At 63.5% G+C, this 17,078-nt stretch carries 19 protein-coding genes; 11 read left to right on the forward strand and 8 right to left on the reverse strand.

All coding sequences use genetic code 11. The features are described 5' to 3' along the window. Positions 1-26: 26 nt before the first annotated feature. Positions 27-1,385: a transglycosylase SLT domain-containing protein gene (locus tag AZKH_RS12020; RefSeq protein WP_015436042.1), complete on the reverse strand. Its 1,359-nt coding sequence runs from the start codon at positions 1,383-1,385 to the stop codon at positions 27-29. 387 nt (positions 1,386-1,772) lie between these two features. Between AZKH_RS12020 and AZKH_RS12025 the strand changes: the two genes are divergently transcribed. Further along, a complete protein-coding gene (locus tag AZKH_RS12025; protein ID WP_015436043.1) occupies positions 1,773-2,741 on the forward strand; it encodes a diguanylate cyclase domain-containing protein in 969 nt (322 codons plus the stop codon). A 33-nt stretch (positions 2,742-2,774) separates the two neighbouring features. Here the strand turns inward: AZKH_RS12025 and gloB are convergent, their stop codons facing one another. Further along, positions 2,775-3,572 (reverse strand): hydroxyacylglutathione hydrolase, encoded by a 798-nt coding sequence (gloB, locus tag AZKH_RS12030; RefSeq protein WP_015436044.1) that lies wholly within the window; start codon positions 3,570-3,572, stop codon positions 2,775-2,777. Here gloB and AZKH_RS12035 point away from each other — a divergent pair. Genes AZKH_RS12035 through dnaQ form a run of 3 tightly spaced genes read left to right on the forward strand, consistent with a single transcriptional unit; the run spans position 3,565 to position 5,551 of the window. Then, complete coding sequence (locus AZKH_RS12035) at positions 3,565-4,302, forward strand: class I SAM-dependent methyltransferase (protein WP_015436045.1); 738 nt, start codon at positions 3,565-3,567, stop codon at positions 4,300-4,302. The two genes, gloB and AZKH_RS12035, sit on opposite strands and share 8 nt — an antisense overlap. 12 nt (positions 4,303-4,314) lie before the next feature. Next, on the forward strand, positions 4,315-4,782 hold the full coding sequence (gene rnhA / locus AZKH_RS12040; RefSeq protein ID WP_015436046.1) for a ribonuclease HI: 468 nt from the start codon (positions 4,315-4,317) through the stop codon (positions 4,780-4,782). A gap of 37 nt (positions 4,783-4,819) precedes the next feature. After that, positions 4,820-5,551, forward strand: a complete 732-nt coding sequence (gene dnaQ / locus AZKH_RS12045; protein ID WP_015436047.1) for a DNA polymerase III subunit epsilon — start codon at positions 4,820-4,822, stop codon at positions 5,549-5,551. Positions 5,552-5,558: 7 nt separating this feature from the next. Here dnaQ and AZKH_RS12050 read toward each other — a convergent pair whose 3' ends face one another. Together AZKH_RS12050 and mutS are read right to left on the reverse strand one after the other, a co-directional pair. Continuing rightward, positions 5,559-6,314 carry a fused MFS/spermidine synthase gene (locus AZKH_RS12050; RefSeq protein WP_015436048.1) on the reverse strand — a complete coding sequence of 252 codons (756 nt, stop codon included), beginning with the start codon at positions 6,312-6,314 and terminating at the stop codon, positions 5,559-5,561. Further along, the gene (gene mutS, locus AZKH_RS12055) at positions 6,311-8,917 is read right to left on the reverse strand and encodes a DNA mismatch repair protein MutS (protein WP_015436049.1); all 2,607 of its coding nucleotides are present in this window, start codon (positions 8,915-8,917) and stop codon (positions 6,311-6,313) included. Before mutS ends, AZKH_RS12050 begins: the two co-directional genes overlap by 4 nt. A gap of 308 nt (positions 8,918-9,225) precedes the next feature. On the opposite strand from mutS, the gene AZKH_RS12060 reads away from it, so the two are divergent. From AZKH_RS12060 to AZKH_RS12070, 3 genes are all read left to right on the forward strand, one after another. Then, entirely contained in the window at positions 9,226-9,471 is a 246-nt protein-coding gene (locus AZKH_RS12060; RefSeq protein ID WP_015436050.1) for a hypothetical protein, read from the forward strand. Positions 9,472-9,480: 9 nt separating this feature from the next. Then, positions 9,481-10,344 carry an MCP four helix bundle domain-containing protein gene (locus AZKH_RS12065; RefSeq protein WP_015436051.1) on the forward strand — a complete coding sequence of 288 codons (864 nt, stop codon included), beginning with the start codon at positions 9,481-9,483 and terminating at the stop codon, positions 10,342-10,344. Positions 10,345-10,405: 61 nt separating this feature from the next. Beyond that, positions 10,406-11,071 carry a YceI family protein gene (locus tag AZKH_RS12070; protein ID WP_015436052.1) on the forward strand — a complete coding sequence of 222 codons (666 nt, stop codon included), beginning with the start codon at positions 10,406-10,408 and terminating at the stop codon, positions 11,069-11,071. 63 nt (positions 11,072-11,134) lie between these two features. Here AZKH_RS12070 and AZKH_RS12075 read toward each other — a convergent pair whose 3' ends face one another. Genes AZKH_RS12075 through AZKH_RS12085 form a run of 3 tightly spaced genes read right to left on the reverse strand, consistent with a single transcriptional unit; the run spans position 11,135 to position 12,502 of the window. Then, complete coding sequence (locus tag AZKH_RS12075; protein ID WP_015436053.1) at positions 11,135-11,785, reverse strand: thioredoxin domain-containing protein; 651 nt, start codon at positions 11,783-11,785, stop codon at positions 11,135-11,137. Beyond that, a complete protein-coding gene (locus AZKH_RS12080) occupies positions 11,782-12,234 on the reverse strand; it encodes a disulfide bond formation protein B (protein WP_369795059.1) in 453 nt (150 codons plus the stop codon). The genes AZKH_RS12075 and AZKH_RS12080 overlap by 4 nt, the downstream gene beginning before the upstream one ends. Continuing rightward, entirely contained in the window at positions 12,206-12,502 is a 297-nt protein-coding gene (locus AZKH_RS12085; RefSeq protein ID WP_041656131.1) for a DUF1330 domain-containing protein, read from the reverse strand. The genes AZKH_RS12080 and AZKH_RS12085 overlap by 29 nt, the downstream gene beginning before the upstream one ends. 182 nt (positions 12,503-12,684) lie before the next feature. Between AZKH_RS12085 and AZKH_RS12090 the strand changes: the two genes are divergently transcribed. The 4 genes from AZKH_RS12090 (at position 12,685) to AZKH_RS12105 (ending at position 16,628) form a co-directional block, all read left to right on the forward strand. Then, positions 12,685-13,680 (forward strand): sulfate ABC transporter substrate-binding protein, encoded by a 996-nt coding sequence (locus tag AZKH_RS12090; RefSeq protein ID WP_015436056.1) that lies wholly within the window; start codon positions 12,685-12,687, stop codon positions 13,678-13,680. Between the two features lie 85 nt (positions 13,681-13,765). Next, entirely contained in the window at positions 13,766-14,662 is an 897-nt protein-coding gene (gene cysT, locus AZKH_RS12095) for a sulfate ABC transporter permease subunit CysT (RefSeq protein WP_015436057.1), read from the forward strand. Next, the gene (gene cysW / locus AZKH_RS12100) at positions 14,659-15,555 is read left to right on the forward strand and encodes a sulfate ABC transporter permease subunit CysW (protein WP_015436058.1); all 897 of its coding nucleotides are present in this window, start codon (positions 14,659-14,661) and stop codon (positions 15,553-15,555) included. Before cysT ends, cysW begins: the two co-directional genes overlap by 4 nt. Continuing rightward, entirely contained in the window at positions 15,552-16,628 is a 1,077-nt protein-coding gene (locus AZKH_RS12105) for a sulfate/molybdate ABC transporter ATP-binding protein (RefSeq protein ID WP_015436059.1), read from the forward strand. Before cysW ends, AZKH_RS12105 begins: the two co-directional genes overlap by 4 nt. On the opposite strand, the gene AZKH_RS12110 is transcribed toward AZKH_RS12105, so the two are convergent. Next, positions 16,629-17,075: a GNAT family N-acetyltransferase gene (locus AZKH_RS12110; RefSeq protein WP_015436060.1), complete on the reverse strand. Its 447-nt coding sequence runs from the start codon at positions 17,073-17,075 to the stop codon at positions 16,629-16,631. Positions 17,076-17,078 lie beyond the last annotated feature (3 nt).

Here is a 17,078-nt window from a genome sequence, read left to right on the forward strand (position 1 = left end):
CGGAGCGCGATCAGCGCTCCCGGCTGTTAATGCTTGGTCTTCTTTTGCGGCTGGGGTGACTGCTTACCGCCCTTCGCGGCCTTCGGCGCGGCGGCGGCATGAGACCCGCTTTTCGCAGTGGACGCGGCCTTGCCGTTTGCGGCGTGAGCTGTCGAGTGCTTCGAAGTCTCGGCCTTGCCGGGTTTCTTGGTACTCGCGCCCTTGGCCCCGCCCTTCGCGGGTTTCTCCGGTGCCGGCGGGGGAAGGGTGCTGCGATCGGTTGCCATCGCTCGCGGGATGAGGCGTGCTGCGGCGAGGGCTCCAGCAGCCTCGACGCCCTCCGGGACGAGGAGCGTATAGCCGGCGCTGACGCGGCTCCGGGCATCGAGGCCATTGATTTGCTGCAGCTCACCCAGAGAAAGCCCAGCATTTCGCGCGACGGACGCCAACGTTTCGCCGCGCTGCAGTTCGTGCGTACGCCACTTCTTGCCTGAAGCTTCGTGTTCGGCGAGGCGCAACTGGAATCTTTCTGCACGATCGACCGGAATCACGAGACGCTCGGCCTGGGCGATCGCCGGGCGATTGTGGCTCGGGTTGAGCGCCATGAATTCGTCGAGCGGCATCTCCGCGTACTTGGCCGCGGTCGCCAGATCGATCCCTCCCGGGGTTTCGATGCGCACGAAATGCTGGGTATTCGGGACGTAGGGCAGCTCGAAGTGGAACAGCTCCGGGCGCGCAACGATGTTCTTGAGGGCCTGCAGCTTGGGCACGTAGTTGCGCGTTTCTTCGGGCATTCGCAGGCTGGTGTAGTCCGTCGGCAGACCTTCGTTCTGGTTGCGCTGCACGGCCCGCGCCACGGCGCCTTCGCCCCAGTTGTACGAGGCCAGCGCGAGATGCCAGTCGCCGTGCATTTCGTAGATGGTCTGCAGGTAATCGAGCGCCGCATTGGTCGAGGCGACCACGTCGCGCCGCTCGTCGACCCACTTGTCCTGCACGAGGTTGTAGTTGCGCCCCGTAGACGGGATGAACTGCCACAGCCCCGACGCCTTCGCGCGCGAGTAGGCCATCGGGTTGTAACTGCTTTCCACCATCGGTAGCAGCGCCAGTTCGGTGGGAAGGCCGCGCCGTTCGAGTTCGGCAACGATGTAGTAGAGATAGCGGCCGCCCCGTTCGAACACCTTCTTGAGGAAGCCCGGACGGTTCAGGTAGAAGGCTTGCTGCTCGGCGACCAGGTCGGTATCGAGGTCGGTCATACCGAAGCCTCGCCGGATGCGGTCCCAGATGTCGTTCGCTTCGCGGGTGAGGTCCAGGGTGAGGACGCGGGGCGTCGGATCGCGCAGTTCCAGCGCTTGGTACTGGGAGGCGGAGATGCCTTCGGCGCTACGGGAGGCGGACGGTAGCCGCAAGCCGCCAATTTCCTGAGATGTCGATATTTCAGGGGACGGGGCGAGGGGCGTCGGCTCAAGCGCCTGATCATCATCGGCGTGCGCCAATGAAGTGAATTGGGCAAGCGCCGAGAGAATCATCATCAACAGGAATCGTGCGAGAGATCCCGACATGAATCCGGTGCTCGTTCGAGAAAAGACGTGGACTCTATGGCAGGCGGGGGGGAGCGTCAAACCCGATTTGCAGGTCTTCGCAAAGTCCTGCGTCTCTTGCCCGCGCAAACCATCGGCATGCTTCGTCGTCGTTCATTTCCATAGACGTTCAAAACGAACGGAAATTCGCGACACCGGGAGACTAAGTTGATAGGATTGCGGGGTTTTGATCAACGGGTTAGCGTTGCGCCGCCGATGAAGGCTCTGATCATCGAAGATACCGTCACGAGTGCCACCCTGGTCTGCCATTCGCTCGGCAGGATGGGGCTGGAGACCGTGCACGCGCGCGACGGACTGGCGGGGATCGAATCCTTCAAGCGGGAACGGCCTGATCTTGTACTGCTCGACATCGTAATGCCCGGCATGGACGGGTTCGAGGTCGCGCAGCGGATCCGTCAGCTCGAGAAGGATGGTGAATGGACACCCATCATCTTCCTTTCGGCCCGGACGAGTGACGAAGACCTCGAGCGCGGCATCGCCGTGGGCGGCGACGACTATCTGGCCAAGCCGGTTTCCGAGGCGGTACTGAAGGCCAAGGTCCGAGCCATGCAGCGGATTGCGCAGATGCGGTACTCGCTGCTGGTGCTGACCAGGAAGCTGGACGAGGCCAATCGCGAACTCACTCGCATCTCCTCGTTCGACGGACTGACGGGGATCGCGAACCGGCGCACTTTCGATTCGACGCTGCTGCGCGAATGGCGTCGCAGCGCACGTGTCGGTTCGCCGCTGTCGCTGCTCGTCATCGATGTCGATTGTTTCAAGCAGTTTAACGACGCATACGGACATCAGGTCGGCGACGAGTGCCTGAAGGCAGTCGCGCGCTCGCTGTCCTGCAGCACCCGGCGCCCGGCCGATCTCGTTGCCCGCTATGGCGGCGAGGAATTCGCCGCGGTCCTTCCCGATACCGATCAGGAGGGCGCTGAAAGCGTCGCGGAGGCGATGCGCAGGAGTATCGAGGAACTCGCAATCACGCATCGCCATTCTTCCGCGGCGCCCGTCGTCACGATCAGTGTCGGCATCGCGACGACGACGCCTGATCGCGCCGACGACGGTGGTTTCGTGAGCCTGCTCAAGTGCGCTGACCAAGCGCTTTACGGTGCGAAGCGCAATGGCCGCAACCGGTGGAATGCCACCGTCTGCGGCGACCTCGTGACGCCGGCCTAGCCGTTTCCTCGGCCTGACGCGCTTTGCCGATGCTCAGAACACATCCTTCCATGCCCGAAGGGCAGCGAAGCATTCGCCGGCGTTGTGCGGTCGGGTGCCGGCATGCGCGCTAACGGCCCGCAGGACCCCGTCGACATGCGTCCGCAGGAAGGGGTTGATCTCGCGCTCGCGTTCGATCGTCGTCGGCAGCGTGGGGCGGCCGGCAGCGCGCAGAAGCTCGCATTCCTTCCGGACGCGCTCGCGTTCGGCATTCTCGGGCTCCGACTGCCGGGCAAAATCGAGGTTGGCGAGCGTGTATTCGTGCGCGCAGTACACACGGGTTTCTCCAGGAAGGCGTGCAAGTCGTTGCAGCGACTCATGGAGTTGGGAGGCCGTGCCGCCGAGCAGGCGCCCGCAGCCGCCGCTGAACAGCGTATCACCCGGAAACAGGATCCACGGTGCGAGATAGGCAATATGCGTGGCGGTGTGCCCAGGAACTTCGAGCACATCGAAGCGGATGTCGAGGGCTTCGAGGGCGATCTGGTCGCCCTCGCGCACAGGGTGCGTAACAAAGGGAATATTCCCGTCTGCGGGCCCGTATACGGCCGGAGCGTGCCGTTGCACCAGCTCAGCAACGCCCCCAATGTGGTCGGCATGATGGTGGGTGATCAGGATCGCGTCGAGACGCAGCCCATGCTGGCGCAGGGCAGCGTCGACGACGTCGGCATCGCCGGGATCGACGACCGCTGCGGCGCCATCGCGGCGCAGCAGCCAGATGTAGTTATCGCGGAATGCGGGAAGAGGGATAATGTCGCAGCTGCGGATTTTGGGGTGCTGATTTTTCATGACCATCCTCAGTCTTTCTGACTGGCTTGAATGCCCGCAGGGACAATACCTGCTGCAGTGGGAGCAAGCCAAGTTCGATTTGATGGTATCCGACATCTTCGGCTACAACGCGGTCCAGATCGGCTTGCCGCAGCACGACTTTTTGCGCAGCAACCGGATCCCGTTCAGGTTGGCGTGCGCGCAGTCCGGTCGGTGCGGCATCATCGCGGACCCCGATGCGCTACCGTTCGCTACGGCGAGTGTCGATCTCGTGCTACTGCCCCACGTCCTCGAATTTTCGCAGAGGCCTCACCACGTGCTGCGCGAGGTCGAGCGGGTGCTGGTTCCCGAGGGCAGCGTCATCATCAGCGGATTCAATCCCTTCAGCCTTTGGGGACTGCGTCGGCTGATTGCACGCGGACGAGGGCATTTCCCGTGGTGCGGACAGTATCTGTCCGTCCGGCGCGCGAAGGATTGGCTGGCGCTGCTCGGATTCGAGACGCAGGGCGGTAGCTTCGGCTGCTACGCGCCACCGTTCACTCATGCGACCTCGCTCGAGCAGTGGCGGTTCATGGACAAAGCAGGGGATCGTTGGTGGCCGATCTGCGGCGGTGCCTACATCCTTCAAGGGATCAAGCGGGTGCAGGGCATGCGGCTGATCACCCCGAACTGGCGCGACAGTCGCGCCACGACCAAGCGGCTTTCGCCGGTTGCCCAGCGCGGCCGCGAAGTGCACGGTATACAAAAGACGGAATAGCGGAACAGCTCAATGGAAGAACAGGAAAAGGTAGAGATATTCACCGACGGTGCGTGCAGCGGCAATCCGGGCCCGGGCGGTTGGGGGGCAATCCTGCGCAGCGGACCGCACGAGAAGGAGATCTGGGGCGGCGAGCCGCAGACGACGAACAACCGCATGGAACTCCTTGCGGTGATCCGTGCGCTCGAACTGCTCAAGCGTCCGGTTGCAGCGCGCGTGCATACCGATAGCCAGTACGTGCAGAAAGGGATCTCCGAGTGGATCCACGGCTGGAAAGCCCGCGGCTGGAAGACGGCGGCACGCGAGCCGGTCAAGAATGCCGACCTCTGGCGTGAACTCGACGCCGCCGCGAGCCGCCACAAGGTGTCGTGGATCTGGGTACGAGGCCATGCAGGGCACGTCGAGAACGAGCGCGCGGATGCACTGGCGCGCCGAGGTGTCGAAGCGGTGCGCGCCCGTGGCGCGGCAGTCCATGGGTGAGGGCCGCAAGGCCTGAATCGTCAGAAAGGAATTTCCAGTGAGACAGATTGTTCTCGATACCGAAACCACCGGCCTCGATTGGCGCAACGGCGATCGCGTCATCGAAATCGGTTGCGTGGAACTGCTCAACCGTAACCTGACCGGGCGTCACTATCACGTCTACATCAACCCGGAGCGGGGCATCGACGCCGAGGCGATTGCCGTTCACGGGATCACCGAGGAGTTCCTTGCGGACAAGCCGAAATTCCGGGACATCGTCGAAGAGTTCATCGACTTCGTCCGCGATTCGGAGCTCGTGATCCACAACGCGAGCTTCGACGTCGGCTTCCTGAATCACGAACTTTCGCTGTTGGCGAAGGAGCGGCTCGATACGCTGTGCGGCGGCGTGATCGATACGCTCAAGATGGCGAAGGAGCAGAACCCGGGGAAGAAGGCCTCACTGGATGCCCTGTGCGATCGCTACCAGATCGATAACGCGTCGCGGACGCTGCACGGGGCGCTCCTCGATGCGGAGCTCCTGGCCGACGTCTATCTGGCGATGACGCGCGGTCAGGAGAGCCTGATCATGAGCCTGGACGACGAGCCGGCAGGGATGGGCGGGCTGGGGGATGGCGGCGCGCTCGTGGACCGTCCGCCGCTCATCGTGCTACGGCCGTCGGACGAAGAATTGGCCGAGCACGAGCGGGTGCTGCAGGACATCGCGAAGGCGACGAAGGGGCTTTGCCTGTGGATACCGCCCGCGCCGCCGGTCGAAGCGCCCGCCGGCTGAGTGGCGGTCAGAGGATCAGGCGGCCGCCCGGCAGGCTGCCGGCCTGTTCCAACCGCGTGACGGTCTGCCTGAGATCGAGCTCCGTCAGTTCCTTGAGTTTATGGGCGCGGTCGCGCAGTTCCGCGAGGGGGAGTTCGATCCGGTCGCCTTGCACGGCGAGCGCCACGACGTTTCCACTGTCGCAGGACGGGAAGGCGATCGCGCGATCTTCGAAGGCCGTGATGATGCGTTCGACGCTGGCGCGAAAGCCCCGCGAACGGCCGAAGAGGTTCACGGACATCAAACCCCGCTCGGACAGGCAGGAGCGCGCCGCCGCATAGAACGGGGCCGTATCGAGCCCGCCCGCGCGTGCGTTGCGATCGAAGCCATCGACCAGGATCAGGTCGAATTTCCGGTTCGTTTCCGTGACGTAGCGGACGCCGTCTCCGACGTGGATCGCGAGCCGTTCGTCCTCGTCCGGCAGCTTGAAGAACTGCCGTGCGGCGGCGACCACCCGCGGTTCGATCTCGACGACCTGCATGTGGGTCCGCGGGCAGTGGCGGTGAATGAAGCGCGTCAGCGACGCGGCGCCGAGGCCGATCACGAGGGCCGTCCGGGGCCATTCGTCGGTATCGTGCAGCAGCAGGCCCGCCATCATCTCGCGCGTGTAGGCGAGCTCCAGCGCGTATGGGCGCCGGATGCGCATCGCGCCCTGAATCCACTCCGAGCCGAAGTGCAGATAACGGACGCCGCCGTCTTCGCTGATATCGATCGGCGTGCTCATGACGCCATCCGCTTCAGGCTGTACAGGTGCTCAAGCGCCTCGCGCGGGCTCAGGCTGTCCGGGTCGATGCCGGCGAGCGCCGTGAGCACCGGGTGGGAGAGCTTCTCGTCCTCGGGCTCGGGCAAGGCGGCGAACAGATCCGGCTGCGGTCCGGCGCCGACTTCGCGGTTTTCGAGGGCGCGGAGGCGGCGCTTGGCGTCGCGGATCACAGCGCCGGGAATACCCGCAAGCGCGGCCACTTCGATCCCGTAGCTCTGGCTCGCCGGGCCCTCCTCGAGCGCATGCAGGAACACGATCCGATGCGCGTGTTCGACGGCATCGAGGTGGACGTTCGCGCATTCCGGATAGTCGCCGTTGAGCCGGGTCAGCTCGAAATAATGGGTCGAAAACAGCGTCTGGCAGCGGTTCTTGTCGAGCAGATGGCGGGCGATGGCGAAGGCGAGCGCGAGGCCGTCGAAGGTCGAGGTGCCGCGTCCGATCTCGTCCATCAGCACGAGGCTTTGCTCGGTCGCACCATGGAGGATCGCCGATGCTTCAGTCATCTCGACCATGAAGGTCGAGCGGCCGGATGCGAGATCGTCCGATGCGCCGATCCGCGTGAAGATCGCGTCGAGCGGACCGATGCGCGCCGAACGGGCGGGCACGAAGGCGCCGACGTGCGCCAGCAACGCGATCAGCGCGACCTGGCGCATGAAGGTCGACTTACCGCCCATGTTCGGGCCGGTGATCATCAGCATCCGCCGCGTCGGCGAGAGCCGGCAGTCGTTCGGGATGAAGTTCTCGACCTGGCGTTCGACCACAGGATGGCGGCCGGCGATGATTTCCATGCCGGGCTGGTCGGAAAACTCAGGCCGAACGTATCCGTAGCGGGACGCGGCGTCCCCGAAGGCGGCGAGGCCATCGAGGCAGGCAAGGGCGCGGGCGATGCGCTGGAATGTGCCGATATGCGTCGCAAGCTGTTCGAGCAAGGCCTCGTAGAGCATTTTTTCGCGCGCCAGCGCACGTTCCTGCGCCGATAGCGCCTTGTCTTCGAAGGCCTTCAGCTCGGGCGTGATGTAACGCTCGGCGTTCTTCAGCGTCTGGCGGCGGCGATAGTCGTCGGGGACCTTTTCGGCGTTGGCGTGGCTGACTTCGATGTAGAAGCCGTGCACCTTGTTGAACTCGACTTTCAGGCTCGTGATGCCGGTGCGCTCGCGCTCCCGCGTTTCGAGTGCGAGGAGGAATTCGCCGCAGTTGGTCTGGATGCCGCGCAGTTCGTCGAGTTCTGCATCGTAGCCGGTGGCGATGACGCCGCCGTCGCGCACCGCTGCGGCGGGTTCGGCAGCGACGGCCTGAATCATCAAGTGGAGCGCGTCGTCGGGAACTGCCAGGGCGCCGAGCAATTCGGCGAGCATGGCAGATTGCGGTTGTCCGAGCGCATCGTGCAGCTCCGGGAGCCTTGCGAGGCTGTCGCGCAGCGCGGCGAGGTCGCGAGGGCGGGCACTACGCAGTGCAATACGCGCGGTAATCCGGTCGACGTCCGCCACGCCACGCAATGCCGTACGCGCTTGCGACAGCATGCGCGTGTCGCCATCGGTCTCTGCACCGATCAGTTCGCCGACCGCCGAGTGCCGGGCCGCCGCGTACCCGCGGTCGCGCAGCGGGTGGTGAAGCGCATGGCGCAGCCAGCGCGATCCCATGCTGGTGACGCAGCCGTCGAGAAGCGACATCAGCGTCGGGGCGGGGTCTCCGCGCAAGGTTTCGGTCAGCTCAAGGTTCCGGCGCGTCGCGGCGTCCAGGCGCAGGTATTCGGCTTCGCGCTCGACACGCAAGCCGGTGATGTGCTCGAGGCTCTGCCTTTGCGTGGTGCGCGCATAGTCGAACAAGGCCGCCGCAGCCCCCAGGCCGACGGACAAGCCCTCCGCGCCGAAGCCGGCGAGATCGCGGGTGCCGAAATGGCCGGTCAGCAGGCGTTCGCCGGTCTCCGCGTCGAACTGCCAATCGGCCAAACGACGCAGCACGGGCGAGAGCGTCTCGATCAGGGGAAGGGCGAGCGCATCCGGAACGAGCACTTCCGCCGGACGCAGGCGCTCGAATTGCGCCTGGAGTTGTTCCGACGGACATTCCATGACGCGCAGGTCGCCATTGGCAAGGTTCAGCCATGCGAGGCCAAGCATCCCGCGATGCAGGCTTGCGGCGAGCAACAGCGAATCCGTCCGGTCATCGAGCAGGGCTGCATCGGTGACGGTACCCGGGGTGACGATCCGGCTGACCGCGCGTTCCATCGGCCCCTTGGTCGCACCCGGTTCGCCGACCTGTTCGGCGATGACAACGGATTCGCCCAGCTTCACCAGCCGGGCGAGGTATTGCTCCACGGCGTGGAAGGGCACGCCGGCCATCTTGATCGGTTGTCCCGCGGACTGCCCGCGTGTCGTGAGCGTGATGTCGAGCAGGCGCGCAGCCTTCTCGGCATCGTCGAAGAACAATTCGTAGAAGTCGCCCATGCGGTAGAAGAGCAGCTGATCGGGATGCTGCGCCTTGATCCGAAGATACTGCTGCATCATCGGAGTGTGACTTTCGAGCGGCTGGCCGCCCCACGAGCTTTGGGTCAGGTCGTTTTTCATTCGATACGTCAGGAGATTCTGCGAGCCGCTTCGCGCAGCTCAGGTCGGACCGGGAGCCGCAGGGCGTCGACGGCAAAGGCGCTATTGTCTTCGAAGACAAGTCGGCACGCGAGCACTGGAGGTGAACCGTGCCGGATGCACGAGCGGCGATCGCCAGGCAGGAAGCCGGCAGCGTAATCAGGTCGCCGAATGCCAAGTTGCGATCCAGGCATAGCTACATGTACTATTCAAAGAAACTTTCTGTGACAAATTTGGCACTCTGCATCTAATGCACGCCTTTCATGCATTGACAGACGCCACGACAGCCGATGTCTGCCTACACGAACTGGAAGGAAAGAACGACAGCACGTCTCGCACGCGAAATTGGCGTGCTCGCCGAGATCATCGTCGACGACGTCGTATTCGAGCTTGGTCTGGGGGATGCCGTCATGACCACGCCGCGACAGGTCATGGCCTTTCTTACGCATCTGCAGCGGGAACTGCCTGAGACGATCGACCGCGAGGGGATCATCCGGGAAATCGCGAACGAACTTCTTTCAATCTTGCACTCCTGAGTTTCCGCCATGTCCATCCGCAATAAACTGATCCTCGGTTTTTCGGTTCTGCTCGCGTTCATCGTGTTGCAGGGCGCAACCAGTTTCTTCTACGGCTCGCGCACCTATTCACTGGTCGATGCCGCAATCAACCGCAACTTCGTCGCCTCGACGGAAATTTCCGAGTTGCTGGCGTCGGCGCAACAGTTGCGCCGCCAGGAAAAGGACTACCTGATCTACGCCGGCGACGTCGAAGGGCGCAACAACGTGCTACAGGACTGGAATGCAACGCACGCTCGGCTGCTCGCACAGCTGCAGGCGATGATCAGCAACAACCGTGGGGTGTATTCGGCGGCCGACAGCAGCGAATTTAACCGCTGGAAGGCTGCGCTCGATGAGTACCACGAGCAGTTCGCGCACGTCACCGAAGGGTTTAGCTATGATGTTCAGATGCTGGACCAGGGGCAGGGCAACGGCAGCGCCGTGACCTACAACAAGGCAGTTCATGCCAATGAAGAACTGCGCAAGACGGTGGATCGCTTCAACACCGACCTGATCGAAGGGGCCACCCGCATGGCACGTGCCCGCGCTGACGAATCGGCCGATGCATATCGGCGCATTCGCGGGAACTTCGAGATGGTGGACTACCTGAACGCCGCGCTCGCGCTGGCCGGCCTGATCCTCGCGGCCGCGCTGCTGCTGACGATCCCCGGTTCCATCACCCGGCCCTTGCAGTCGCTGATCGAATCTGCCGACAAGATGAGTCTTGGCGATCTCGGAAAGAAATTCGATGCGGGTGGCGTTCGCGATTTCGAAAAGCTAGCCGCTTCGCTGGAGCGCATGCGCGTGACGATGGAAGCCATGATCGTCCGCCTCAAAGCGCGCTCGCGTTGATTTCAGGCTCGCAGGCACGAATGCCTGCCTTGCTGCCAACTTCCACTAAAAGGACCTTTCCATGCGCTTCAATGCCCGCCGGCTCGTGCTCGCAATCGCCATCGGCGTAGCGACGGCGTCCGCCTTCGCCCAGCAAACGGTGACCAAGCCGATCACTGCCGCCGCAAACACGGCGACGACCCGCAACGTCGCGAAGACGATGATCGACGCGCCGGTTCCCGGCAACTACGTCATCGACATCGCCCATTCGCACGCGCTCTTCTTCATCTCCCACCTCGGGGTCAGCCGCTTCACGGGCCGCTTCGACGATATCAAGGGGGCTTTCGTCGTCGGACAGCGTCCGTCCGAGAGCCTGGTGAATGCCACGATTCCCGTCTCCAGCGTCAATACCAAGCACCAGAAGCTTGAAGATCACCTGAAGAGCCCAGACTTCTTCGACGCTTCGCAATTTCCGAATATGGCGTTCGAATCGACCCGGGTGAGTTGGAACAAGAACGGCGAGGGCGTCCTGTCGGGCAACCTCACGATCCACGGCATTACCAAGCCGATCGATTTTGCGCTGAAGGTGACCGGGGCGGGTAAGGGACCGCGCGGCGATACGCGTGCCGGATTCGAAGCCAATGCGACGATCAAGCGTAGCGAATTCGGGATGATGTATGGTCTGCCGCGGGTCGTCGGCGACTCGGTCGAGATCGCTCTGTCAATCGAAGGCGTGCTGCAACAGTAAGCATGGGGGCGGACAACCGCCCGACGCGGCCCCGCAGGAAGCGGGGCCGCTTTCTTTTTGCGATCAATACGCCGCTTTCAATTCTTCGGCGACCAAGCCTTTCAGCTGGTCGTAGCCGAAACTGGGCATCGGGCGTCCGTTGACGAAGAACTCCGGGGTCATCGTCACGTTGAGCATCTGGGCATCGTGCATATCTTGACGAATTGCCGCTTCGACCGGTGCGCTGCTCATGTCGGCCTTGAGTTTTTCGATGTCCAGCCCCACACCCCCGATGTAGTTCCAAGCGACTTCCGGTCGCGCACGATGACCGTCGGTCCAGTTTGCCTGCGATCCGTACATCGCCTCCAGGGTCTCCCAGAACTTCCCTTGCAATCGTGCCGCTTCGAGCATCCTGACCAACTGGTCGGAACCATCGTGGAACGGCGCGTAGCGCATCGTAAGACGCACGCGGGCGGGAGCGGCTGCCATCAGTTTTTTCACGAAAGGATAGAACTCTCGGCACGTCTCGCAAGCAGGATCGAAGAATTCGACGATGTGCACGCGCGCGTCTGACGCACCGAGGCTCGGCGCCTGCTCGCGGACGAGCGCGGCAGCGTTGGCGACGGGCTGTGATGCCTTGCCACCTCCCTTGCCGCTGCCGTGAAACATCGCGGCGGCGATGAACGCCACGACCATCATGGCAGCGACGATACCGAAGAGATACTTCTGGTTCATGTGGGCATCCTTTTTCGGGCAAGCAGGAGGAAGAGGATCAGGAGCGTGAACGCCATCAGCGACAGGTGCGGGATGGTCAGGAATCTGAACCATTCGATCTGGATATCCTTGCAGGGAACGCCTCGGGTGCAGGGCTGGATACGTTCCGGAATGACGCCGGCGACAAGTAGTACGTGAAACAGGGCGAACATCCATCCGGCTAGCGCGAGCGGCAACGAATACCGCGTGACGCGCGGGTCGAGAGGAAACATTCCGGCTGGAAGGATCAGCACCAGCGGAAATATCGCGACGCGCTGCCACCAGCACAACACGCAGGGCTGGAGGCCCATCACTTCGCCGAGGAAGAGCGCGCCGAGCGCCGAAGCAGCCGCGACGGCCCACGCCAGAAGGAGGCAGTACCAAGCCGTAGGGGACCTTGTCTCAGGACTCATAGGCGACGAGCACCACATCGGCCGCCTGCTCCCGGACCGGAATCAGGGCCTGATATGCCGACGAATTGAACCACCCCTGAAGCGAGGCGAGATCGGGAAACCGGAGGACCACGGTATCAGTGGCATCGTGGTGTCCGGCGAGAACTGCCGCGCGCCGGCCGCGGAATACAAGTTCGCCTCCCCAGGGTTCCAGCGTTGCAGGCACGCCGGCCCGGTATCGGGCCCACTTGGCCTCGTCCTTGATCGTGATGTGGCCAATCAGGTATGCAGGTGCGGAATCAGGCATGAAGTCGTGCAGCGGTCGGTTTCGGTGGGTCCCGATTATAGCTCGGGCATAACGCATGCCCGGGAAGAGGGCGCCATAGAGGGGACAGCGATAACGAAATGAATTCTTGTGCGTTGTGTTGGTGGACTCGATGGGCTATCGTCGGGCCCTCGTTATGTGACCCACCAGCGAATTAAATAGCCATGAAGAAACTCGCCAGCCTGTTGTTTGCCGCAGGACTCGCCATCGCCACCGGGGCGCACGCTGAGTCGAACCTGCTCAATGTGTCGTATGACGTCGCGCGCGACGTCTACAAGGACTACAACCCGATGTTCCAGAAGTACTGGAAGGAAAAGACCGGGGAGACGGTCGAGATTCGCCAGTCGCACGGGGGATCGTCGAAGCAGGCGCGGGCGGTTGCGGACGGACTCGAAGCGGACGTGGTGACGATGAACCAAGCCACCGACGTCGATTTCCTCGCTGAAAAGGGGCTTGTCGCCACCGACTACGTGAAGCGTTTCCCGGATAACGCCTCGCCCTACACGTCGACGATGGTATTCATCGTTCGCAAGGGCAATCCGAAGGCCATCAAGGATTGGAGCGACGTGGCCAAGCCCGGCATGCAGGTGATCGTTCCCCATCCGAAGAACACCGGCAACGGCCGCTACACGTATCTCGCTGCGTGGGGTTACGCGCTGAAGCTGCCCGGTGGCAACGACAAGGCCGCGGCGGACTTCGTCGGGCGTGTGCTTAAGAATGCGCCGCTGTTCCCGTCGGGCGGGCGCGATGCCACGACGACCTTCATGCAGCGGAACATCGGGGATGTGCTGATCACCTTCGAATCCGAGGCCGAATTGATCGCGAAGGAATTCGGTCGCGGTAACTTCGAAGTGGTCTATCCGAGCCTGTCGGTCCTCGCGGAATTTCCGGTCGCGATCGTCGAGAAGGTCGTCGACAAGAAGGGGACGCGCAAGGTGGCTCAGGCCTACCTCGAGTACCTCTGGTCGAAAGAAGGCCAGGAAAATGCGGCGCAAAACTACCTGCGTCCGCGCAACGCCGAGACTCTGAAGAAGTACTCGGCCCAATTCCCGGCGATCAAGACCTTCACGGTTGATGAGGTCTTCGGCGGATGGGCCAAGGCGTCGGCCGCGCATTTCAAGGATGGCGGCAGCTTCGATCAGATCTACGTTCAGAAGTAAAATAAGCGTCTACCGAGCGAGGCGGCCCGCGTTGCGGGCCGCTCGCTTTTTTGCATAACCCGTTGCATCCGCCGATTTCCCCGCCATGTTTCCTGCTGCTGCCAAACCGGACGGAGTCCTGCCCGGCTTCCGCCTCGGCCTCGGCTATACGCTGACTTACCTGTCGCTGCTGGTGCTGATTCCGCTCGCCGGCATGATCCTGACGAGCGGCAAATTGTCGTGGGCCGATTTCTGGTCGATTGCGACCACCGACCGGGCCCTTGCCTCCTACCGCGTCACGTTCGGAGCATCCTTTCTGGCCGCTGCGATCAATGCCGTGTTCGGTCTGATCGTCGCATGGGTGTTGGTCCGTTATCCCTTCCCGGGGAAGCGTTTCGTCGATGCGCTGGTGGACCTGCCCTTTGCGTTGCCGACCGCGGTGGCAGGCATCACGCTTGCGACGCTGTATGCCCCGACGGGGTGGGTCGGCCAATATCTTGACCGTTTCGGCGTGAAGGTCGCCTTTACTCCGCTCGGCATCGTCGTTGCGCTGGTCTTCGTGACCCTGCCATTTGTCGTGCGGACCGTGCAGCCCGTAATCGAGGATATCGAGGCCGAAGTGGAGGAGGCCGCGGCCTCGCTCGGCGCAACGCGCTTGCAGACCTTCGTCCGCGTCCTGCTGCCGGGGATCTTCCCCGCATGGCTGACCGGATTCACGCTTGCGTTCTCTCGTGCGATCGGCGAATTTGGCTCGGTGATCTTCATCGCTGGCAACATGCCGCTCATTTCCGAGATCACGCCCTTGCTGATCATTTCCAAGCTCGAACAGTACGACCTGCCGGGGGCGACGACGCTCGCGGTGGTCATGCTCGTGATTTCGTTCGTAATGCTTCTGCTGATCAATTTCCTGCAATGGTGGACGGCGAATCGTCGGCATGCGGCTACCGATGAGCTACCGCCTGAGGCGCTCGCGCCCGGCGCCCGTCTGGAGGCGCAGTTATGACCGCCCGTCGCGCCACCGTCGAACCGGCCTGGGTGCGCCGGCTGCTCATCGCGATCGCGCTCGCCTTCCTGTTCTTCTTCCTTGTGCTGCCGCTTGCCGCCGTTTTCTGGGAGGCCTTCGCGCAGGGCGCCGCGGCCTATTGGGATGCGCTGCGCGACAGTGAGGCGCGCTCGGCGATGGCGCTGACGCTGGCCCTTGCCGCGCTTGCCTTGCCGTTCAACATCGCGTTCGGCGTCGCCGCCGCCTGGGCAATCGCCAAGTTCGAGTTCCGCGGCAAGAGCCTGCTGATCACGCTGATCGACCTGCCGTTCGCCGTTTCGCCCGTGGTGGCCGGCCTGATGTTCATCATTCTGTTCGGCGCGAACGGTTACTTCGGCGCGTGGCTCGCTGCGCACGAGATCAAGATCATTTTCGCGGTGCCCGGGATGGCGCTCGCGACGCTCTTCGTCACCTTTCCCTTCGTCGCGCGCGAACTGATCCCGCTGATGCAGGCCCAGGGCCGCGAGGAGGAAGAGGCTGGCGTGTCGCTGGGGGCGTCGGGGTGGCAGATGTTCTTCCGAGTGACACTGCCCAACATCAAGTGGGGCCTGATGTACGGAGTGATTCTCGCGAACGCACGGGCGATGGGCGAGTTCGGCGCCGTCAGCGTGGTCTCCGGCCACGTGCGGGGAGAGACCAATACGCTGCCACTGCACGTGGAGATCCTTTACAACGAATACAACCAGATCGGCGCTTTCGCTGCCGCGTCGGTGCTCGCCTTGCTCGGGCTGGTGACACTCGTCGCCAAGACCGTCGTCGAATGGCGCATGCGGCGCGAGACCGAAGCGCTCAACGCCGATCTGCCTCCTGAACGCATCGATACCCCTGCTGCTGCGGCCACGGAACACTCATGAGCATCGAAATACGCAATATCAACAAGCGCTTCGGAAACTTCGTCGCGCTCGACGACATCTCGCTCGACATTCCCACCGGTGAGCTCGTCGCCCTGCTGGGGCCGTCGGGATGCGGCAAGACGACGCTGCTGCGGATCATCGCCGGCATGGAAACGCCCGACAGCGGACAGGTGCTGTTCGGCGGCGAGGAGGCGACGCACATGCACGTGCGCGACCGGAACGTTGGCTTCGTCTTCCAGCACTACGCATTGTTCCGCCACATGTCCGTGTTCGAGAACGTGGCCTTCGGGCTGCGCGTGCGCTCGCGCAAGGAGCGGCCGTCCGACGAGGAGATCCGCGAGCGCGTGATGGGCCTGCTCAAGCTCGTGCAGCTCGACTGGCTCGCCAATCGCTATCCCTCCCAGCTTTCGGGCGGACAACGGCAGCGGATCGCGCTGGCCCGGGCGCTGGCGGTCGAGCCCAAGGTGCTGCTGCTCGACGAACCCTTCGGCGCGCTCGACACCAAGGTGCGAAAGGAACTGCGCCGCTGGTTGCGTCGCCTGCACGACGAGATGCACATCTCCTCTGTGTTCGTGACCCACGATCAGGAAGAAGCGCTGGAAGTGGCCGATCGCGTGGTGGTGATGAACCGAGGCCGCATCGAGCAGATCGGCTCGCCCGACGAGGTCTATTCCACGCCGGCTTCGCCCTTCGTCTATCAATTCCTCGGCAACGTGAACGTCTTCCACAGCCGGCAGCACGGTTGTTGGGCGGAGGTCGAGCGCGAAGAGGAGGGCGCCGGCAGCGCGTCGATCGCGTTCGTGAGACCACACGACATCGATCTCGAATTGTCACCGCTCCCTGGCGGGATGCAGGCCGTCGTGCGCCACGTGCATCGGATCGGCCCGCTCGTGCGCGTCGAACTCGAACACGAGGCCGAGATCATCGAAGTCGAGCTGACGCGGGAGCGGGCGGCGAACCTCGAATTGCCCGCTGGCCGGACGGTCTGGATCAGGCCGCGACAGGGCAAGGTATTCCCGGCCGAGGCGGTCGGGCAGAGCGCGCCAGTCGGCAGGCAGCCCTTCCTGTTCTGATTAGAATACGAGCCGCATCGGCAGCATGCCGGAGCGGCGGAAGCCGAATTTGTGATACAGCCCCTGTGCCCGAAGATTGTCGCTGTCGGTCAGTACGGTGACCCGCAGACAGTCGAGCGCGCGGGCCAGTGCGACGGTTTCGGCCATCAGCAGCGATCCCGCACCGGCACCTCGCCGGCTCGGCAGGATGACGAGGTCTTCGAGCAGGGCAGCCCTTCCACCGAGCGCGGTCGATGGCACGAAGAGCAGGCTCACGGCGCCGAGGATGTCCCCTTCGTCGTCCTCGAGGACGACGAAGCGTCCCACCTGCGGATCGCGCAGGATCGCGGTGATGCCGGCAGCCTGTCGTGCGTAATCGGGCGTGAATTCCGCCTCCTGTTCGAACAGCAGCGCCAGCAACCGGCAGATTGCGTCGACGTCTTCTATTCGGGCTTCACGAACCTTCATTGT

This window comes from Azoarcus sp. KH32C (assembly GCF_000349945.1).
In the GTDB taxonomy this organism is placed as follows: domain Bacteria; phylum Pseudomonadota; class Gammaproteobacteria; order Burkholderiales; family Rhodocyclaceae; genus Aromatoleum.

What these genes read in the sequence shown, in the direction of transcription:
- AZKH_RS12025 (WP_015436043.1), top strand. Translation starts at nt 1,773, where the DNA reads ATGAAGGCTCTGATCATCGAAGATACCGTCACGAGTGCCACCCTGGTC.
- AZKH_RS12035 (WP_015436045.1), top strand. Translation starts at nt 3,565, where the DNA reads ATGACCATCCTCAGTCTTTCTGACTGGCTTGAATGCCCGCAGGGACAA.
- gloB (WP_015436044.1), bottom strand. Translation starts at nt 3,572, where the DNA reads ATGGTCATGAAAAATCAGCACCCCAAAATCCGCAGCTGCGACATTATC.
- rnhA (WP_015436046.1), top strand. Translation starts at nt 4,315, where the DNA reads ATGGAAGAACAGGAAAAGGTAGAGATATTCACCGACGGTGCGTGCAGC.
- AZKH_RS12050 (WP_015436048.1), bottom strand. Translation starts at nt 6,314, where the DNA reads ATGAGCACGCCGATCGATATCAGCGAAGACGGCGGCGTCCGTTATCTG.
- mutS (WP_015436049.1), bottom strand. Translation starts at nt 8,917, where the DNA reads ATGAAAAACGACCTGACCCAAAGCTCGTGGGGCGGCCAGCCGCTCGAA.
- AZKH_RS12060 (WP_015436050.1), top strand. Translation starts at nt 9,226, where the DNA reads ATGTCTGCCTACACGAACTGGAAGGAAAGAACGACAGCACGTCTCGCA.
- AZKH_RS12065 (WP_015436051.1), top strand. Translation starts at nt 9,481, where the DNA reads ATGTCCATCCGCAATAAACTGATCCTCGGTTTTTCGGTTCTGCTCGCG.
- AZKH_RS12070 (WP_015436052.1), top strand. Translation starts at nt 10,406, where the DNA reads ATGCGCTTCAATGCCCGCCGGCTCGTGCTCGCAATCGCCATCGGCGTA.
- AZKH_RS12075 (WP_015436053.1), bottom strand. Translation starts at nt 11,785, where the DNA reads ATGAACCAGAAGTATCTCTTCGGTATCGTCGCTGCCATGATGGTCGTG.
- AZKH_RS12080 (WP_369795059.1), bottom strand. Translation starts at nt 12,234, where the DNA reads ATGTGGTGCTCGTCGCCTATGAGTCCTGAGACAAGGTCCCCTACGGCT.
- AZKH_RS12085 (WP_041656131.1), bottom strand. Translation starts at nt 12,502, where the DNA reads ATGCCTGATTCCGCACCTGCATACCTGATTGGCCACATCACGATCAAG.
- AZKH_RS12090 (WP_015436056.1), top strand. Translation starts at nt 12,685, where the DNA reads ATGAAGAAACTCGCCAGCCTGTTGTTTGCCGCAGGACTCGCCATCGCC.
- cysT (WP_015436057.1), top strand. Translation starts at nt 13,766, where the DNA reads ATGTTTCCTGCTGCTGCCAAACCGGACGGAGTCCTGCCCGGCTTCCGC.
- cysW (WP_015436058.1), top strand. Translation starts at nt 14,659, where the DNA reads ATGACCGCCCGTCGCGCCACCGTCGAACCGGCCTGGGTGCGCCGGCTG.
- AZKH_RS12105 (WP_015436059.1), top strand. Translation starts at nt 15,552, where the DNA reads ATGAGCATCGAAATACGCAATATCAACAAGCGCTTCGGAAACTTCGTC.
- AZKH_RS12110 (WP_015436060.1), bottom strand. Translation starts at nt 17,075, where the DNA reads ATGAAGGTTCGTGAAGCCCGAATAGAAGACGTCGACGCAATCTGCCGG.